The sequence below is a fragment of the Aliiglaciecola sp. LCG003 genome (assembly GCF_030316135.1).
In the GTDB taxonomy this organism is placed as follows: Bacteria; Pseudomonadota; Gammaproteobacteria; order Enterobacterales; family Alteromonadaceae; genus Aliiglaciecola.
Genome location: NZ_CP128185.1, coordinates 3,470,589 through 3,488,765 on the forward strand (window position 1 = coordinate 3,470,589; position 18,177 = coordinate 3,488,765).

The following is an 18,177-nucleotide window of genomic DNA, read 5'->3' on the forward strand; positions in this document are numbered from 1 at the left end:
AGCAACATCAGCAGCGCCTATATCCACAGGCGCTTTTGCTTTCAGCCTAGGAAATAGTCCTGCGGTCAGTCATTAGCGCAATGGCATCACTGTAGTATATTTGATCTGTTCCATGGCGAAGCTTGATGTCACATCTGATAGGGCAGCCCCTGATACCAGCTTTTTATAAAAAACATCGAAGGCTTTCAAATCTTTGACCAATACTTTGAGCATATAATCGTACTCACCACTCATACGATAGAATTCAACCACCTCTTCCAGTGAGCTAGCATGCGCGGCAAACATAGTGAGCCACTTATCATCATGTTTACCGGCTTTGACTTGCACAAATACTGTAGTGCCCAGATCAACTTTCTCGGCATCTAATAGCGCAACACGATGTTTGATCACCCCTTGCTTTTCAAGCAACTGAATTCGTCGCCAACAGGGTGTACTACTTAAACCAACCTGCTCCGCAATATCATTGACAGACAGAGTTAAGTCTTTCTGCAATAGTCGTAAAATAGCCTTATCTATACTATCCACATTCTCACCAAACAGAGATTATTAGAATATTATTCTAACCTAGCACAATAATATGAAATAAATTGGAATTTATTACTAGAATAGTGTGACAAGCTACTTATCACTAGATCCCTGATTGGACCAACCATGCTTGCTAGACAACAGACTGTTACTTTGGACTCACAATCTCAGCAACACATCTATGCTGACATCACCCAAACCATCGGCAACACACCTCTGGTTAGGCTGTCCCGCATTATGCAATCCCATGAACTAGACTGTGAACTAGTAGCCAAAATAGAATATTTCAATCCTGCCGGGTCGGTAAAGGACCGCCCTGCGCTGGCCATGATCGATGCGCTCATGGCTTCAGCAGAATTTAACTCAAAAACGGAATTGATAGAGGCAACATCCGGCAATAATGGAGTAGCCTGTGCTTGGATTTGTGCCCTTCGTAATATTCCCTTAACCATAGTGATCCCCGAACACATGTCGATTGAAAGACGTAAGCTTATCAAACTATATGGCGCCAACGTAGTGACCACGCCACGGGAACTTGGTACTAAAGGGGCAATCGAACATGCCGCTAAATTGGTCCAACAAAAACCTAATGCAGTATCACTTAATCAGTTTTCGAATCTGGCCAATCCAGCAGCGCACTTTCGATCAACCGCTATGGAAATTTGGCGGGATTGTGCTGGGAAAATTGATGTTTTTGTCGCTGGAATAGGCACAGGCGGCACTATTACCGGTATTGCCAAAGCGTTAAAAAAACTCAATCCAGCCATAACAATAATCGGGGTGGAGCCCAGCGCTTGTCCTGTGCTGACCCAAGGGAAATCTGGAGTGCACAAAATCCAAGGTCTTAGCTCTGGTCACATCCCCGATGTACTGGATCTGAGCCTGATAGATCACATACTAACTGTCAGTGATGATGATGCCATTGAACATGCCCGACTTTTAGCTCAAAAGGAGGGCTTGCCAGTAGGTATATCCTCCGGCGCGGCCTTGTGTGCATCAATTCAAGTTGCACAACAACCCCAAAACCAAGATAAAAGAATTGTCATGCTATTTGCTGATAACGCCGAGCGCTATTTCAGCACTGAACTATTTTCCCATTGCAACTAAAAATTCTGACGGGAATTGCTCAAGCGCAGCCAACGGTCAATGTTTTTTGGCTTTAGAATAAAATTAAGCGCTGCGATCATCTTGAAATTTTTATTCCTAGCACAAGATCTTAGGTATGATGATTAAAACCCATTCCTTAAGGACTCAACTTGGCTATTAAACTCGGCATCGTGATGGACCCAATCCAATCGATTAACATTAAAAAAGACACCAGTTTTGCCATGTTACTCAAAGCGCAAAGCCGTAAATACGAAATTGTTTATATGGAAATGAACGATTTATATATCGATAACGGTAAACCCATGGCGCGCATGAGACCTTTGAGTGTTAAGCGAGACGCACAGCAGTGGTTCGAATTGGGCGAGCAAGAGCACCGTTGCTTAGCCGATTTGGATGTAGTTTTGATGCGCAAAGATCCACCTTTTGATAGTGAATTTCTGTATGCCACGCACATTTTTTCTCTGGCAGAGCAGGCTGGCACTTTAATTGTCAATCGGGCGCAAAGCTTGCGAGACTTTAATGAAAAGTTGTTTACTTCTTGGTTTCCAGCATTGATCCCCGATACTTTGGTCACCCGAGATTCAGCCTTGATTCGTCAATTCCATCAAAAACATGGCGATATAATTTGTAAGCCTCTGGATGGTATGGGCGGCGCATCAATCTTCAGAGTCACCGCTGAAGGATCTAATCTGGGCGTGATCATTGAAACGTTAACTGAATTAGGGTCGCGTTATGCCATGTTCCAAAGATACATGCCTGAGATAAAAGACGGCGATAAACGTATATTAATCGTCGATGGACAAGTTATACCTTACTGTCTTGCCCGTTTACCCACTAAAGGGGAGACACGTGGTAACTTAGCCGCAGGAGGCACTGGCAGGCCCCAACCACTATCTGAGAGCGACAAGAAAATTGCTGAAACCATCGCGCCATTATTGGTTGAGAAAGGTTTAATTTTCGTTGGCTTAGATGTTATCGGAGACCGAATAACCGAAATTAATGTTACCAGCCCAACCTGTGTACAAGAAATTGAGGCGGCCTATGATGTGGATATTACTGGTATGTTATTTGATGCTATCGAGAAGAGGCTAGGTAACTAATATGCAAAATTTTGAGCACCATTTACTGGTCGCAATGCCAAGTTTGGATGACCCTTTTTTTGCCCGTTCATTAACATACATCTGTGAACATAATGAACAAGGGGCCATGGGACTCGTGATCAATCAACCGGTTGGCATGACGCTAAAGGAATTAATCGCCCAAGCAGACAAAGATGCCATTGTACTGAAAGAAAAAGAACAAAATATTGTTCTCGCTGGCGGTCCTGTCGGACAAGATCGTGGTTTTATATTGCATACTACCCAACAAGGTTGGAGTTCCAGTTTGGCGCTAACCTCGGATATTATGATAACTACATCCAAAGATATTCTGTCTGTATTGGGCAATGAAAACGGACCTGAAAAATCTTTAGTAACTTTGGGATATGCCGGTTGGACGGCGGGCCAATTAGAGCAAGAAGTGCAGGATAATTCATGGCTATTAGTTGAAGCTGACGATGCGCTGTTATTTGACGTACCTATCCACAAGAAGTGGGAGGCTGCGGTTCAAAAGCTGGGAATAGATGTTTGGCAACTAGGGCCTGACGCTGGTCATGCTTAATAGCTGCTATATTGTCAGCGCAAATTCATTGTTGTTTAAAAGGGTACTAGATTGAGTACATCCGCCAGAACGTTGTTAGGATTTGATTTCGGTACAAAAAGTATTGGAGTTGCTGTGGGTCAGGAGATTACCGGTACGGCTTCACCATTAGAAGCTATTGCAGCCACTGATGGCATACCTAATTGGGACATTATCGCTAAGCTATACGAGCAATGGAGCCCCGATTTAATCGTAGTGGGATTGCCGCTTAACATGGACGGCAGTAAACAGCAGGTTACTTTCGCAGCACAAAAATTTGCCAATAGATTACATGCCAAATTTAAAGTGCCAGTGCAAACCTGTGATGAACGTCTTACTACAGCCGATGCTAAATCTCGTTTGTTTGAGCTTGGCGGCTTCAAAAAGCTCAGTAAAGGCAAAGTGGATAGTGTCTCTGCCTGCCTGATCCTGGAAAGTTTCATGTGCCAGTAACATCTACTTCGGACTCTGCCTTCGCGCTGGAACAGTTCCAGCAGATACTAAAGTTGCCTTCATTGCTCTCCTGACATTGTGGACATTGCCACGACTGGGTGGACTCTGCCGGCTGATTAAATTCGGCAATCAAACTTCTAGCTTTAGCTTCCCAACCATCATCGGTTAACCATACTTCAGGCATGATATCCATCGGTGAAAGCTCACCGATGGCACCTATAGCAAACTCATTTTTGATAAAATTCGGGATCTGATGATCATCTAGTATTTGCTTGATTTGATAGACCCGAAAACGATCATTGTGCCAATAAATTTTCTGCACCCTCAGTCCATATCTATTGATACGTTAGACAGAGAGCCTAACCCAGTGCCCTCTTCCGTATCAAGTTTTATCATTAATCTCAGGTCGTTAGGTGAATCCGCATGATGAATCGCTTGCTCAAGGGAGATACGCTGCTCTTTATAAAGCTCATACAAGGCCATATCAAAGCTTTGCATGCCCATCTCTTTTCCTTTTTTCATCGCTTCTTTGAGGCTGCCTATTTCGTTACGCTGGATTAAATCTGTTACCAGTGGCGAGTTTAACAAAATCTCAATTGCTGCTACACGGCCCTTCCCATCAATAGTAGGTACTAACTGCTGTGCGACAATCGCCCTCAAATTTAAACTCAAATCAAAGCGCAACTTCGCGTGCTGCTCCTGCGGGGCTAAGTGCATGATACGTTCGATTGCTTGGTTAGCATTATTGGCATGTAATGTCGCCACACACAAATGGCCTGTATCGGCGAACGACATAGCATATTCCATGGTTTCCATTGACCGAATTTCACCGATGAGAATTACATCAGGCGCTTGGCGCAGAGAACTTTTTAAAGCATCATCGAATGAGCGAGTATCAATACCCACTTCCCGCTGAGTGACAACACATCCGGCATGTTCATGCACAAATTCAATCGGGTCCTCGATAGTTAAAATATGCCCACGGGAATGGTGATTACGATGTCCCATAAGGGCTGCTAAAGAGGTTGACTTACCTGTTCCGGTAGCACCAACGAATAACAGTAAGCCACGCTTTGCCATTATCACATCTTTTAGGATCTCCGGCAGACCTAAGTCATCGGCTTTGGGAATCTGAGTCACGATCCGGCGCACAACCATGCCCGCCATATCACGCTGCCAAAATGCACTGCAACGAAATCGCCCTATGCCATCTCTGGCAATAGCAAAGTTACACTCTTTGCTAGTCTCGAATTCGTCCCGTTGTTTATCACTCATTACATTTTGCACCAACGCCAATGCTGCCTCTTCGGTTAAGCATTCATCGGTAATCGGCGTCATTTGACCATTTATCTTAGCGCTAATAGGAAAGCCCACAGTGACAAATAGATCCGAAGCCCCCTGCTCGGCCATTTTTCGTAAAAACGGATTTAAGTCCATAAGCTACTCCTAAAAACCAATCTTGGGTTGCTTATCAATGGATTTGGACGCTGCATCTTGGGCACTGATCACCCCTTGAGCGACGAGTTTTTGCAGACATTGATCCATGGTTTGCATACCATGACTTTGACCGGTCTGGATCACTGAATACATTTGCGGCACCTTGTCCTCACGGATCAAGTTTCGAATCGCCGGAATGCCAATCATGATTTCATGAGCAGCCACACGCCCCCCACCGACTTTCTTCAATAAAGTTTGAGAGATAACAGCCCGTAACGACTCGGATAACATTGAACGCACCATCGACTTTTCTTCTGCGGGGAACACATCAATAATCCGGTCTATGGTTTTGGGGGCGGAATTGGTATGCAAGGTTCCAAACACCAGGTGTCCGGTTTCTGCCGCTGAAATGGCTAAGCGAATTGTCTCAAGGTCTCGCAATTCACCCACCAGAATAACATCAGGGTCTTCCCGCAACGCAGAGCGCAAGGCATTATTGAAGCTATGGGTATCCCGATGCACTTCCCGTTGATTCAACACGCACAATTTATTTTGATGGACGAATTCAATCGGGTCTTCAATGGTCAGAATATGTTCGCGCTTGTAGGTATTAATGTGATCGACCATAGCTGCCAGCGTAGTACTTTTCCCTGAGCCTGTTGCGCCTGTGACCAGCACAATACCCGTTGGTTGGTTGATGATATCTTTAAAGATAGCCGGTGCACCTAAATCGTCCAAGGTTAGTACCTTGCTCGGGATCGTTCTTAATACCGCTGCAGCGCCACGGTTTTGCACGAATGCATTCACCCGGAAGCGAGATAGATCTTTCACTTCAAACGAAAAATCCACTTCAAGGTTTTCTTCATATTCCTTGCGCTGCCTATCATTCATAATTTCGTAGACCAGCCCATGTACTTGTTTGTGGTCTAGCTCAGGCACATTAAGGCGACGCATTTCGCCATCGACTCGAATAATCGGCGGTAAGCCAGCTGAAAGATGTAAATCAGAGGCATTATTCTTCACACTGAATGCTAAAAGTTCGGTAATATCCACAACACGATTTCTCCGTCTTTATAAAGGCTTATGGAAACAATAGCAGAACGTCTCAAAAGCGCACTTGAAAGCCTCAATGAAGCTAGCCAAAAAGCTAATCGTGCGCCAAATTCAGTTCAATTACTAGCGGTAAGTAAAACTAAACCGGTATCCGATATTGTTCTTGCGTATGAAGCAGGACAACGTTTGTTCGGTGAGAATTATGTGCAAGAAGGTGTAGACAAAGTCAAAGCATTGCAACAACTTAGTGATATTGAATGGCACTTTATTGGCCCTATTCAATCCAACAAGACTAAGCTGGTGGCTGAGCATTTTGATTGGGTACACAGCGTTGATAGGCGTAAAATTGCCAAACGGCTGAGTGAACAACGCCATGACAGTTGCGCGCTAAAGGTGCTAATCCAAGTGAATATCAATGAGGAACCCTCTAAGTCAGGTGTGCTCCCAAATGAAATCGACGAATTGGCCGAACAAATCAGCGAATTACCGAATTTACAACTCAGAGGGCTAATGGCGATCCCGGCAAGCCAACAATCTAGCCATGAATTGTTAGACACATTCGCAAAAATGCAGCATTTGTGGTTGGATCTACAAAGTAAGTATCAAAACATTGACACCTTATCGATGGGAATGAGTGCAGATATTGAACCTGCAGTGTTGAAAGGCAGTACAATGGTAAGAGTCGGCACGGCAATCTTTGGTGCCAGAAATTAATAAATTTTGTAGGGATCTATGGAACATAAAAAAATAGCATTTATCGGCGCAGGCAATATGACAGCGGCAATTATCTCCGGCCTAGTTAAATCGGGATACCCCAGTGACTATATCATTGCCAGCAATCCATCTGTGGGTAAGTTAAATGAGCTGCAAAAAAAACACGGTATACAAATCACCCAAGATAACAATCAGGCAGTTTCGCAAGCCGATGTAATTGTATTGGCCGTCAAACCTCAATTGATGGAGCAGGTTTGCCAACAACTTGCCCAGGCGCAGTCGTTAACCGGTAAAGTATTCGTGTCCATCGCTGCGGGGATCCTCAGCGCTCGCTTGCTTGAAATGCTTGGCGGTAATTACCCCTTAGTGCGCACTATGCCAAATACCCCTAGCCTATTAGGGAAAGGCATGACCGGATTATACGCCTCTGAGCAAGTAGACAGTAAAGACCGCGATTTTGTGCAATACATGATGTCTGCGGTAGGTGAAACCGTTTGGGTTGCCAAAGAGAGTGATATTGATTTGGTTATTGCCTGCGCGGGTAGCAGTCCAGCGTATTTCTTCTTATTCGCCGAAGCCATGCAAAAACATGCCATGGAATTAGGATTGTCTCGTGATACCGCGCGCTTACTGGTTCAGCAAGCCATGTTAGGTAGTGCTGAAATGGTGTGTAACAATGATACACTTGAAATTGAACAACTTAGAACCCAAGTTACTTCTAAAGGTGGAACTACCGCACAGGCAGTAGCCAGTTTTCAATCAGACAACTTGCCAGCAATAGTCGCCAAAGCGATGGATGCTGCCATCGAGCGTGCGCAACAAATGGCTAAACAATTTTAGGATAAAATACAGACTATGAACGCGATTGTTTTTTTGTTAAACGCCCTATTTACGCTCTACCTTATGGTAGTGCTATTAAGACTGTGGTTGCAGCTTACTCAGGCTGATTTTTACAATCCTTTAAGCCAATTTGTGGTAAAGGTAACTCACCCATTGGTAGGGCCATTGCGGCGAGTGGTGCCGTCTATTGGTCGATTTGACACCGCCACTTTGCTCCTTGCCTTTATAGTTGCCTTACTAAGGACTTGGGCAATAGGTGCAATTCAAGGCTATGTCACCATCAATCCGATTTTATTGCTGATGGGTTCGGTTTACTTTTTGATTGGCGAAATGCTTCAATTGGTTATTTATGTGCTGATTATCCGTGCAGTATTAAGTTGGGTGAGCCAGGGCAACAACCCGATTGAGTATTTATTTCATCAACTCACCGAACCATTATTAGCCCCCATTAGACGCATTATTCCACCAATCGGAGGATTAGATTTATCTCCAATGATTGTGATCCTATTGGTCTATGCACTGATGATTTTTTTCAGAACCATATAAATTAACGAAACGATAATAGGACTGGTTAAACATGAATAGACGCACAACACACAAAGTCGCTTTATTTAGTCGTACTTTAGCTTTGGCATTTATGATAACCAGTCTTTTCACTCAAGCAGAACAGAAAAAAGTGCTGGGCGATTGGGATGTCCATTATATTGCTTTCGCCAGCACTATTTTAACCCCAGCAATAGCAAAACAAAATAATATTAGAAGAAGTCCAAACAACACCATCATCAACATCTCGGTTTTAGATCGCAAAACCCAAAAAGCACAAAAAGTTAACATACAAGGCAGTGCCAGAAACCTACTTGGTAGAGGAATAGAACTAGAATTTTTCCAAGTCATCGAGGGCGATGCTATATATTATTTGGCCGTCATGCCGTTCGATGACGAAGAGCATTATCGCTTTAAAATCGACCTTAGCCAGGGTAAAAAAAATCAACAACTCATATTCGAGCAAAAACTCTATCAAGACTAACAGGCTGGTCTATACTGAGTAGAAGCTAGTACAACGCCCATTAGGGCGTACCAGTACTTTTCGCGCGACATTAAGGTAGCATTTTTATACTAATGGATAATTGTGTGTTAGACAGACTTAAGTTACTGTGTTGTAGTCCGTGGCAATGGTGGTGACCCCATGAAAGTTAACTTAAAAGATGTTGATACTAACAAACGACGCACCCTAAAAACCTTAGCAACTTCAACTATAACTGTCGCGGCTATCTGCAACGCACCTTATGTTTTTGCCCGTAAAAAACACACTCTGCGGGTTTTAGGAACACACGTCACCTTGCAGGAAAGTATTCGTAAGCAAGCCATGCAAGACCTAGGCATAGACGTACAATTCGAAGCCCGAGGTAGTGCTGCCGTGTTGCAAAAAGCCTCCGTTGCACCCTCTTCTTTTGATTTGTATGAACAATGGTCAAACAGTATCAATGTGTTATGGCGCGCGAACTCCATACAAGCCATCGATAAAAAACGTTTAACCTATTGGGATGAAATTAATCCATTAACTAAAACCGGCAAAGTAACCGATTATGCAAAGATTGGCGCTGGAGATGCCCCTTATAAACTGCTGCATGTGCAAGAAGATAATACCCTTGGTCCGGGACATACCGATAGGATCAGCTTTTTACCCTATGTGCATAATGTCGACTCATTCGGCTACAATACAAGTGTGATCCCAAAAGGAATCCCCTATGAAACAGAGAGTTGGGGGTGGTTATTGGATCCCAAGCATAGAGGTAAAGTCGGTATTGTTAACGCGCCGACAATAGGTTTATTTGATTTAGCCTTAGCCATTCAAGCAAAGGGTATTGTCAACTTTGCCGATATAGGCGCTATTACCAATAACGAACTGGACGTGATGTTCGATTATTTAATCGACTTAAAACAAAAAAATCATTTTAGTGGTTTCTGGACTTCAGTGCCTGAGTCCGTTGACTTCATGCGTACCAAACGTGTGAATATTGAGAGTATGTTTTCCCCAGCGGTTTCAGCGTTGAATGGCCAAAATGTACCCGTTAATTTTGCCGCGCCAAAAGAAGGTTATCGAGGCTGGCATGGTGTTATGTGCATGTCCTCTGCCATTTCAAATAACGCTAAAGACGCCGCTTATGATTATATGAACTGGTGGCTATCTGGCTGGCCCGGTGCATTTATAGCAAGACAGGGCTACTACATTTCTAATGCTCAACGTTCAGCGCAGTATTTAAGCGCTGCAGAGTGGGATTATTGGTATCAAGGCAAAGCCGCAACAGTTGATCTGTTAGGTTCGGATGGTAATGTTGCAGTCAAAAAGGGCGATACACGCAGTGGTGGCAGTTATGAAACCCGTTTTAGTAACGTTGCGGTTTGGAATACAGTTATGCCAAGTTATGAGTATAGTTTACAAAAGTGGTATGAGTTTATTAGCTCTTAAAGCGACTTAAGGACAAGGATTACGTGTTTCGTTCACTCAAATTTCAGATCTCGCTAGTACTGATAACTTTAATCGGGCTTTTGCTGATACAAGGAGTTATATCCCGGGGCAATAGCACGCGCTTTTTTGAGGATATCTCCCGTTCACAACGATCAGTACTAAAAGTTGAATTGGTCCGAGAATTAGAGAAAGACGTAATAGATGTTCAGCGCTACGTATTGATTTACAAGCAAACCGCAAGTAATTCCGTTTTGGTCCGATTCGAAACGATTTACCAAAAGATTAATAATAATTTAGTCTCACTGGAAAACATTATCCAGCAGGATCAAGACGTCGATGCTTATCGCGATTTGATCTCGCGCATGCGTTCGCATTTAATCGATTACAAAGAAAATTTTGAGACGGTTGTAGAAGGCCGAAGTCGCCGTAAAGCCATTTTTGATGAGAAGTTATCCGTAGATCTAGACAAGCTAGCCCTATCACTCAAACAGTATGAACAATCCGGCGCTTTGACTGCTGATCAAAAGGCAGCTCTGAATTCCGCTCGATACCATTTATCCCAAGCACACATGAAAACATTGGAGTACTTGATATCGCCTAGTCCTAGCAACATCGACGCATTTAAACAGGAAATCACCGACACTCGACAGTTGTTCAGTGAATCCGACGAGTTAGCACCCATTGCAGAAGATTTAAAGCTATCGTTGAGTAACTTGTCAGCTGATTTTTTGCAATTAACCCAAATTACTCGGGGTTACCTTTTTTTGATCAATGTGGTTATGGCAGGTTCAGCCAATGAATTTCTGTATTTAGCCAAAGAACTAAGTCAATTGGTGACCACCAAACAGGAGCTGATTTATCAGCAAATTGTTCAAAGTGCTGATCAATCGCAGGATAGAAATGAGGCCGTCACTGGGTTTAGTATCGCCTTAGCTTTTTTTGCAACCCTGTTCTTGGTTTACCGAGTATTGTTACCCATAGCTGCAATTTCAAAAGTATTTAATTTACTGGCAGATGGCCTGAGCATAGGTAAAATCCCCCATACCCACCGCAAAGACGAAATTGGCAAATTAGCCTCTGCAGCGCAAGTTTTTCATGAAAAGAACATGCAAACTAGGGAATTGTTAGAACACTCAAAGTTGCTCAACGTGCAGCAGCAACAATTGAATAAAGAGTTAGCCAGTTCCAGCCTAAAAGCGGAACAAGCGACACAATCGAAAAGTATCTTCTTAGCTAATATGAGTCACGAAATACGCACACCCATGAATGGTATTATTGGCTTAGTGGATATTGTACTCAATACCAAATTAGATGAGCAGCAACGGGAATATTTGGAGAAGGTTGCCTATTCAACCCAAATATTGATGAGCTTAATTAATGACATCCTTGATTTTTCTAAAATCGAAGCCGGAAAATTGGATATTGAAAGTGTCCAATTCTGCCCTGATTCGTTGTTTGAAAACCTGCTCTCAAACATCAGCGTCAAAGCACAGGAAAAAAATCTCAACATTCATTTCTATGCTAACCCACATTTACCCAATAGCCTTATTGGTGATCCTCTAAGGATTAGTCAGATCCTACTTAATTTATCCACTAATGCTGTAAAATTCACCAATGAGGGGACAATTAGCATAAATGTTGATTTTGTAAACAAAGACGACAACACCATCACCCTGATTCTGAATATTACAGATACCGGTATTGGCATGGACGAGGAACAGCTAAAAAGTATTTTTAACCCTTTCACTCAAGCGGATGGCTCAACCAGTCGCCAATTTGGTGGTACAGGATTGGGCTTATCCATTGTCCATCAACTGGTAGAGCTGATGAATGGTCAAATATCGGTCGGCTCGGAGCTTAATCAGGGAAGTGAATTCGTTGTCCACATTGACTTACAAGTTAATAGACAGGAGCAAAAAACCGTTGCCTGCGATGCTGGCCTAAAAGTATATTATTATAGCACGGCTGCAGAGCGACTTACCCCAGAGGCGTATCTGCAATGTTTGGATGAAGATTACATTCAATTAACTGAGCAAAACTTTTCAATCCAACTGCAAGAACGGGGTGAAGAAGCCTTTTTGTTAATCGAAGTTGAGAATATTATTGCCTATAAAACCGTTCAATCGAAAATTGCAGAGGCCCAAGCAATGGGCGCAAAAGTAGGGTTAGTTACCAATACCCAGCCCAGCACCTTACCGCACTTGTTAGAGCAAAAGTGGCAATACCCGGTTATTTCACAACCCTTCACTACCCAAAGCTTTAGACTGTTTATTGAAAGGATACGTTACGGTGAAGTTATGGCAAAAACATTACATTTGGCTGATGCACAACAAGAGTTACCACAGTTCAAAGGTCACCTTTTGTTGGTCGAAGACAATCATATTAATCAGCTTGTCGCGGTGGAAATGTTAAAGAAAATGGGCGTAAGCTATGACATTGCCGAAGATGGTCAACAAGCGGTAACTAAAATTGTTAACTCCTCCCACTATGATCTGGTGCTAATGGATATTCAAATGCCGGTAATGGACGGCTATACCGCAACGAGTATTCTTCGTGATAAAGGTTTTAAAGAGTTAATAATTTGTGGCTTGTCCGCCAATGCGATGAATGAAGATCATGACAAAGCATTGGAAGTGGGGATGAATAATTATCTAACCAAGCCAATAAAACAAGATGCATTGCAAAAAATGTTAAGCAAATACCTGACAATTAAGGCTTAATAGAAAGCTCCAATTGGAGCCTTTCTTATAATGTCTTTTGCGCTAAGACCTGCTGGAGGGCATCAAACACATGCTCGCCAGGATATCCATCTGCGACTAAATCAACCGACTTCTGAAAGTTGCGAATACCTCTGCGGGTTGCTGGACCGACAATGCCGTCTGGCTTGCCAACATCGAAGCCAAGTTGGTTAAGGTTCTCCTGCAACACCACCATTTTGGCGATAGGATAGGTGGGTAAATCAGGCAAGGCCGTTACCCAATCCGACTTTCCAATCAGCTTGTCGGCTAAGTAACCTACCGCGATGGCGTATGATTCTGAGTTATTCCAACGCATTATCACGTCAAAATTTTTGTAAACTAGAAACGCCGGACCATTGGCACCTGTGGGAACCAATAACGATGCTTGGATATCACTCTCAGGCAACCTTTTATTATCCGCTTTGTGAATGCCTTTGGTTGACCATTCACTGAGACTAAGACGATTATCTTTTCCAGCGTGGCTGTAATCAAAATTTTCTGGCAATAACACTTCCCGTCCCCAGATAAAACCCGCTTGCCAACCAAGTTTACTAAGGAAGTTTGCCGCTGAGGTCAGCGCATCTTCTTCACTATCCCATAGATCTACAACCCCATCTTCATCGCCATCCATTGCATAATTGATGTAGGCTGAGGGCATAAACTGAGTGTGTCCCATAGCGCCGGCCCAGGAACCTATCATTTTCGATTTGGCTAGATTCTCGCGCTCCATCAAGCGCATAGCGGTGATTAGCTCCTCAGTAAAGAAACCACTGCGACGAGGGTCACAAGCCAAAGTAGCGAGAGAGTCGATTGTCGACATCTTACCTTTTATACCGCCAAAGTTTGTCTCAAGTCCCCAAAAAGCAATTAAATAATGTGCAGGCACGCCAAACCGTTGTGTTAAATCAGATAGCAAAGTGGCATGTTTTCGCAACATTTGACGACCCTTGTCAATTCGCCACTGGGTTACACGTTTATTCAAATAATTGGGAAACGTTTGCACAAACTCTGGCTGATTTCGGTCATATTCAAGCGCTTTGTCTATATGTTGCACATCGTCTAACGCGCGCTTAATGAACTCGTCAGCAATTCCTGCTTGCGTGGCCATTGTCTGTATCCCATTTATACACTGCGCAAAACTAGGTTTTTCCTGACCGGTATTTGCCTCTGCCGGTTCGTTTTGAGCGGCTATTGAAGGCGCAGTCACCAGGGTGATGCTCGCAATTAAGGCTAGATGAATAGCGCATTTTTCTGACATGAATATGTGTAATCCTATTTACCGAATAGCTAATACTACTAAAATCAGACCGTCGAATCGGTGATTTTATCACTGCTGTTGATATTTATTTTTGCTCTGCACGGGTAAATACAAGTTTGTCAGCGGTACTTTGCTGAGCTGAATATTGATAACCTTCCAAATCAAAGTGTTTGAGTTGCTCCGGGCTAGTCAACTTATTTTGAATGATAAACCTAGCCATCAAGCCTCTGGCCTTTTTAGCATAAAAACTAATTATCTTGTATTGCCCATTCTTTTCATCTTTAAAAATTGGCGTGATAACCTGCGCCTGCAAACGTTTTAGCCTGACTGCTTTAAAATATTCATTGGAAGCTAAATTGACCAACACGCTATCGCCCTGCTGTTGCAAAGTACTATTGAGTCCTTGACTGATTTTATCACCCCAAAACTGATACAAATCTGAACCGCGGGGATTATCTAGTTTAGTGCCCATTTCAAGCCGATAAGGTTGCATCAGATCAAGTGGCCGCAACAGGCCATATAATCCAGATAAAATACGCAAATGCTGTTGGGCAAAGCTAAAATCGTCCTCGCTAAAACTCTGTGCATCCAATCCGGCATAAACGTCGCCATTAAAAGCCAATATCGCCTGCTTTGCATTGTCTTGGGTAAAAGGCAGTGACCAACTACTGAAACGGGCTGCATTTAGGCCGGCTAACTTATCACTGATTTTCATTAAACTAGACAATTGGCTCGGTGCCAACTGCTTACACACATCGATAAGTTGTTGTGATTCATCTAAATAATCGGCTTGTGAGTTCTTTGTGGTAGTGGCAGGGTTTTCAAAATCCAAATTTTTGGCAGGTGACACGACAACTAGCATGGGTTCTCCTTTGAACAATAGGTAATCAATGCCGTAAATATGAGCAATAGCATAGACGTAAAAGCAAACACTAATGGACCTGCTTAACTAACGAGATAAGGCTTTTATTGATAGGATCAACTCAATCTCTCAACAAAACTCAAAATATATCGAAACGCAACATCAATAAGGTAAGAAAACCAAAGAGTTAAGTGGTTATACTTTTATGTCTTATGATATCACTATTATTTTTGTTTACTCTAGTCCTATATGAGTAGAAACCTGAGTGTAACAGTTATACCCTATAGGGATGATACTAAGCTAACCCCTGATCATTTGAATAACGGCCATAGACACGCTTCTGGGCTGTTCACACTGATCTTTTTCTTTGAGGTAATCCATGACTAACCAATTAGCAGCACTAAGAGATATTACTACCGTAGTAGCAGATACAGGCGACATCGAAGCGATTAAGAAATATCAACCGGTAGATGCCACCACTAACCCATCATTACTGCTCAAAGCGTCAGAGATGCCTCAGTATAAGGCGTTGATTGATGAATCTATTGCTTGGGCTAAAAGCCAATCCGAAGATAAGACCCAGCAGCTTGAAGATGCCGGTGACAAACTAGCTGTCAGCATTGGCAAAGAAATCGTCAATATCATCCCAGGTCGTATTTCCACTGAAGTGGATGCGCGCCTATCTTTTGATACTGAAGGAAGTATCGAAAAAGCCAAAAAATTAATCGCACTATATGACCAAGCAGGCATCTCAAAAGAGCGGGTGCTAATTAAACTGGCTTCCACATGGGAAGGCATTCGTGCTGCTGAAAGACTAGAGCAAGAAGGTATTAATTGTAACCTAACCTTGTTATTTAGTTTTGCTCAAGCAAGAGCCTGTGCAGAAGCTGGGGTTTTCCTTATTTCTCCTTTTGTTGGTCGTATTCTAGATTGGTACAAAGCCAGCACAGGTAAAGACAGTTATCCAGCCAATGAAGATCCGGGTGTGGTGTCCGTCACTAATATTTATCAATACTACAAAGAGCATGGTTACAAAACAGTGGTGATGGGCGCCAGCTTCAGAAACATTGGCGAAATCACTGAGTTAGCCGGTTGTGACCGTCTGACTATCAGTCCCAATTTGCTAGAAGAGTTATCCCAGACTGCTGGAGGATTGGAAACCAAATTGGTCGATAAAGGTGCAAGTAAAACCCCTGGCGCTAAATTGACTGAAAGTCAGTTCCGCTGGGAGCACAACCAGGATCCTATGGCTACAGAAAAATTAGCAGAAGGGATCCGTAACTTCGCTAAAGACCAAGATAAATTGGAAATCATGCTGAAAAGCCTGCTTTAATCATCTTTGCATAAAGAGACACACTATGACATTAGCTAATAACACTGAGCAGTGGCAAAGGTTAACCCAGCAAGCCGACAATATTGCTGGGCAGCATATGCGCGATTGGTTCGCAGCAGACGCTCAACGGGCTTCACGGTATACGCTTTCAGCGTGCGGCATCACACTGGATTATTCCAAGAACCTCATCAATGAAGGTATATTGACAGCCTTGTTTGACCTGGCTGATACCATGCAAGTAGGGCAAAAGCGCGACGCTATGTTTGATGGAAAAATCATTAACAATACGGAACAGCGTGCAGTTTTACATACTGCACTACGTAACTTTTCCGGCAAACCTGTATTGGTTGATGGTAAAGATGTTATGCCCGAAGTATTAGCCACCCAAGAAAAGCTCAAAGGCTTCGTCGCCTCGATTCACTCTGGGGCACATAAAGGCTATACCGGTAAAGAAATCAGACACATCGTAAGCATAGGTATTGGTGGCTCATTTCTGGGCCCTAAAATCATGTCTGAAGCCCTAAAGCCGTATTGGCACAAAGGTATCAATGTGCATTATGTGGCTAACGTAGACGGCTGCCATATTCAAGATGTGCTAGCCAAACTTGACCACAGTGAAACCTTAGTTGTGATGTCGTCAAAATCCTTTACTACTCAAGAAACGTTGCAAAATACGTTAACCACAAAACAGTGGTTTTTAGAGCAAGGCGGAACTCAACAGGATATAGCCAAACATTTCGTAGCCGTCTCTTCCAATGTGAAAGCAGCCGTTAACTTTGGCATGGATGAGAACAACATCTTCCCTATGTGGGACTGGGTAGGAGGTCGTTATTCCCTTTGGTCGGCAATAGGACTCCCCATTGCTTTGACTGTAGGATATGACAATTACCGTGCCGTGCTTGAAGGTGCATTCGAGATGGATGAACATTTTCAGCAGGCCCCAATTGAACAAAACTTGCCAATGTTATTAGGCTTGTTAGGCGTGTGGTACACAAACTTTCACGGGGCCCAAAGCCATGTGCTGTTGCCCTACTACCATTATTTGCGCGGGTTTCCTGCCTATGTTCAGCAATTGGATATGGAAAGTAATGGTAAATCTGTTGCCAATGCGGACGATCAAATTGACTATGCCACTGGGCCCGTTATTTGGGGTAGTGAAGGCACCAATGGTCAACATTCATTCCACCAGCTGATCCATCAGGGCAAACTGCTTATTCCAGCAGATTTTATGTTGCCATTAAATGTGCACAATCAGAATGACACCCATCATGCCATGTTAGCATCTAACTGTTTCGGTCAAACACAAGCATTGATGCAAGGTAAAACTTTCGATGAATGTTTTGCCGACCTAGCTGACCAAGGTCTAGATGAAGACACTCAAAGATCACTAGCTACTCATAAAACCATGCCGGGTAATAAACCCAGCAATACGTTTTTGTTTGAGCAGTTAGATCCGAAAACCCTAGGTGCATTGGTCGCAATGTATGAACATAAAGTCTTCGTACAAGGTGCTATATGGGGAGTAAATTCATTTGACCAATGGGGAGTTGAATTAGGCAAAGTACTTGGTAATCAAGTGCTAGATAAACTTGTCAATACTCAAGCCCCGCTAGATTTTGATAGTTCGACTAACCACCTTATTAAAGCATTTCGACAAGCAAATCAATAATTGGGTTTAAAAATTCTCCTGCACCATTGAATTCGGGCCGC

The 18,177-nt window shown here is 43.2% G+C and carries 18 protein-coding genes; 12 read left to right on the top strand and 6 right to left on the bottom strand.

Translation table 11 applies throughout. The features are described 5' to 3' along the window. Window positions 1-72 precede the first annotated feature (72 nt). A complete protein-coding gene (locus QR722_RS15120) occupies window positions 73-525 on the bottom strand; it encodes an Lrp/AsnC family transcriptional regulator (RefSeq protein ID WP_286283760.1) in 453 nt (150 codons plus the stop codon). Window positions 526-651: 126 nt separating this feature from the next. Here QR722_RS15120 and cysK point away from each other — a divergent pair, with 126 nt between their 5' ends. From cysK to ruvX, 4 genes are all read left to right on the top strand, one after another. After that, window positions 652-1,632, top strand: coding sequence for a cysteine synthase A (cysK, locus tag QR722_RS15125; protein ID WP_286283761.1), 981 nt, complete (start codon window positions 652-654; stop codon window positions 1,630-1,632). Between the two features lie 149 nt (window positions 1,633-1,781). Next, window positions 1,782-2,732 (top strand): glutathione synthase, encoded by a 951-nt coding sequence (gshB, locus tag QR722_RS15130; RefSeq protein WP_286283762.1) that lies wholly within the window; start codon window positions 1,782-1,784, stop codon window positions 2,730-2,732. Window position 2,733: 1 nt separating this feature from the next. After that, the gene (locus tag QR722_RS15135) at window positions 2,734-3,291 is read left to right on the top strand and encodes a YqgE/AlgH family protein (RefSeq protein WP_286283763.1); all 558 of its coding nucleotides are present in this window, start codon (window positions 2,734-2,736) and stop codon (window positions 3,289-3,291) included. A gap of 51 nt (window positions 3,292-3,342) precedes the next feature. Continuing rightward, window positions 3,343-3,762 (top strand): Holliday junction resolvase RuvX, encoded by a 420-nt coding sequence (gene ruvX / locus QR722_RS15140; RefSeq protein ID WP_286283764.1) that lies wholly within the window; start codon window positions 3,343-3,345, stop codon window positions 3,760-3,762. On the opposite strand, the gene QR722_RS15145 is transcribed toward ruvX, so the two are convergent. Genes QR722_RS15145 through QR722_RS15155 form a run of 3 tightly spaced genes read right to left on the bottom strand, consistent with a single transcriptional unit; the run spans window position 3,749 to window position 6,252 of the window. Then, window positions 3,749-4,084 carry a putative signal transducing protein gene (locus QR722_RS15145; protein WP_286283765.1) on the bottom strand — a complete coding sequence of 112 codons (336 nt, stop codon included), beginning with the start codon at window positions 4,082-4,084 and terminating at the stop codon, window positions 3,749-3,751. The two genes, ruvX and QR722_RS15145, sit on opposite strands and share 14 nt — an antisense overlap. Before the next feature lie 2 nt (window positions 4,085-4,086). Further along, window positions 4,087-5,199: a PilT/PilU family type 4a pilus ATPase gene (locus tag QR722_RS15150; protein ID WP_286283766.1), complete on the bottom strand. Its 1,113-nt coding sequence runs from the start codon at window positions 5,197-5,199 to the stop codon at window positions 4,087-4,089. Window positions 5,200-5,208: 9 nt separating this feature from the next. Further along, window positions 5,209-6,252: a type IV pilus twitching motility protein PilT gene (locus QR722_RS15155; protein WP_286283767.1), complete on the bottom strand. Its 1,044-nt coding sequence runs from the start codon at window positions 6,250-6,252 to the stop codon at window positions 5,209-5,211. A gap of 30 nt (window positions 6,253-6,282) precedes the next feature. On the opposite strand from QR722_RS15155, the gene QR722_RS15160 reads away from it, so the two are divergent. The 6 genes from QR722_RS15160 (at window position 6,283) to QR722_RS15185 (ending at window position 12,996) form a co-directional block, all read left to right on the top strand. Further along, window positions 6,283-6,966: a YggS family pyridoxal phosphate-dependent enzyme gene (locus tag QR722_RS15160; protein WP_286283768.1), complete on the top strand. Its 684-nt coding sequence runs from the start codon at window positions 6,283-6,285 to the stop codon at window positions 6,964-6,966. An 18-nt stretch (window positions 6,967-6,984) separates the two neighbouring features. Beyond that, complete coding sequence (gene proC / locus QR722_RS15165) at window positions 6,985-7,806, top strand: pyrroline-5-carboxylate reductase (protein WP_286283769.1); 822 nt, start codon at window positions 6,985-6,987, stop codon at window positions 7,804-7,806. A gap of 15 nt (window positions 7,807-7,821) precedes the next feature. Further along, window positions 7,822-8,352 (top strand): YggT family protein, encoded by a 531-nt coding sequence (locus tag QR722_RS15170; RefSeq protein ID WP_286283770.1) that lies wholly within the window; start codon window positions 7,822-7,824, stop codon window positions 8,350-8,352. A gap of 31 nt (window positions 8,353-8,383) precedes the next feature. Further along, window positions 8,384-8,833 (top strand): DUF4426 domain-containing protein, encoded by a 450-nt coding sequence (locus tag QR722_RS15175; RefSeq protein WP_286283771.1) that lies wholly within the window; start codon window positions 8,384-8,386, stop codon window positions 8,831-8,833. Window positions 8,834-8,992: 159 nt separating this feature from the next. Beyond that, entirely contained in the window at window positions 8,993-10,276 is a 1,284-nt protein-coding gene (locus tag QR722_RS15180; RefSeq protein WP_286283772.1) for an ABC transporter substrate-binding protein, read from the top strand. Window positions 10,277-10,299: 23 nt separating this feature from the next. After that, window positions 10,300-12,996: an ATP-binding protein gene (locus tag QR722_RS15185; RefSeq protein WP_286283773.1), complete on the top strand. Its 2,697-nt coding sequence runs from the start codon at window positions 10,300-10,302 to the stop codon at window positions 12,994-12,996. Window positions 12,997-13,021: 25 nt separating this feature from the next. Here QR722_RS15185 and QR722_RS15190 read toward each other — a convergent pair whose 3' ends face one another. Both QR722_RS15190 and yaaA read right to left on the bottom strand, forming a co-directional pair. Further along, window positions 13,022-14,272 (bottom strand): lytic murein transglycosylase, encoded by a 1,251-nt coding sequence (locus QR722_RS15190; protein WP_286283774.1) that lies wholly within the window; start codon window positions 14,270-14,272, stop codon window positions 13,022-13,024. Between the two features lie 85 nt (window positions 14,273-14,357). Further along, a complete protein-coding gene (gene yaaA / locus QR722_RS15195) occupies window positions 14,358-15,134 on the bottom strand; it encodes a peroxide stress protein YaaA (RefSeq protein WP_286283775.1) in 777 nt (258 codons plus the stop codon). A gap of 379 nt (window positions 15,135-15,513) precedes the next feature. Between yaaA and tal the strand changes: the two genes are divergently transcribed. Together tal and pgi are read left to right on the top strand one after the other, a co-directional pair. Then, window positions 15,514-16,467, top strand: a complete 954-nt coding sequence (gene tal / locus QR722_RS15200) for a transaldolase (protein ID WP_286283776.1) — start codon at window positions 15,514-15,516, stop codon at window positions 16,465-16,467. Window positions 16,468-16,492: 25 nt separating this feature from the next. Further along, on the top strand, window positions 16,493-18,136 hold the full coding sequence (gene pgi, locus QR722_RS15205) for a glucose-6-phosphate isomerase (protein WP_286283777.1): 1,644 nt from the start codon (window positions 16,493-16,495) through the stop codon (window positions 18,134-18,136). Window positions 18,137-18,177: the final 41 nt, after the last annotated feature.

Bases quoted from the DNA above. Each gene is read 5' to 3' on its own strand.
- cysK (WP_286283761.1), top strand. From the start codon at position 652: ATGCTTGCTAGACAACAGACTGTTACTTTGGACTCACAATCTCAGCAA.
- QR722_RS15135 (WP_286283763.1), top strand. From the start codon at position 2,734: ATGCAAAATTTTGAGCACCATTTACTGGTCGCAATGCCAAGTTTGGAT.
- QR722_RS15150 (WP_286283766.1), bottom strand. From the start codon at position 5,199: ATGGACTTAAATCCGTTTTTACGAAAAATGGCCGAGCAGGGGGCTTCG.
- QR722_RS15160 (WP_286283768.1), top strand. From the start codon at position 6,283: ATGGAAACAATAGCAGAACGTCTCAAAAGCGCACTTGAAAGCCTCAAT.
- proC (WP_286283769.1), top strand. From the start codon at position 6,985: ATGGAACATAAAAAAATAGCATTTATCGGCGCAGGCAATATGACAGCG.
- QR722_RS15170 (WP_286283770.1), top strand. From the start codon at position 7,822: ATGAACGCGATTGTTTTTTTGTTAAACGCCCTATTTACGCTCTACCTT.
- QR722_RS15175 (WP_286283771.1), top strand. From the start codon at position 8,384: ATGAATAGACGCACAACACACAAAGTCGCTTTATTTAGTCGTACTTTA.
- QR722_RS15180 (WP_286283772.1), top strand. From the start codon at position 8,993: ATGAAAGTTAACTTAAAAGATGTTGATACTAACAAACGACGCACCCTA.
- QR722_RS15190 (WP_286283774.1), bottom strand. From the start codon at position 14,272: ATGTCAGAAAAATGCGCTATTCATCTAGCCTTAATTGCGAGCATCACC.
- yaaA (WP_286283775.1), bottom strand. From the start codon at position 15,134: ATGCTAGTTGTCGTGTCACCTGCCAAAAATTTGGATTTTGAAAACCCT.
- tal (WP_286283776.1), top strand. From the start codon at position 15,514: ATGACTAACCAATTAGCAGCACTAAGAGATATTACTACCGTAGTAGCA.
- pgi (WP_286283777.1), top strand. From the start codon at position 16,493: ATGACATTAGCTAATAACACTGAGCAGTGGCAAAGGTTAACCCAGCAA.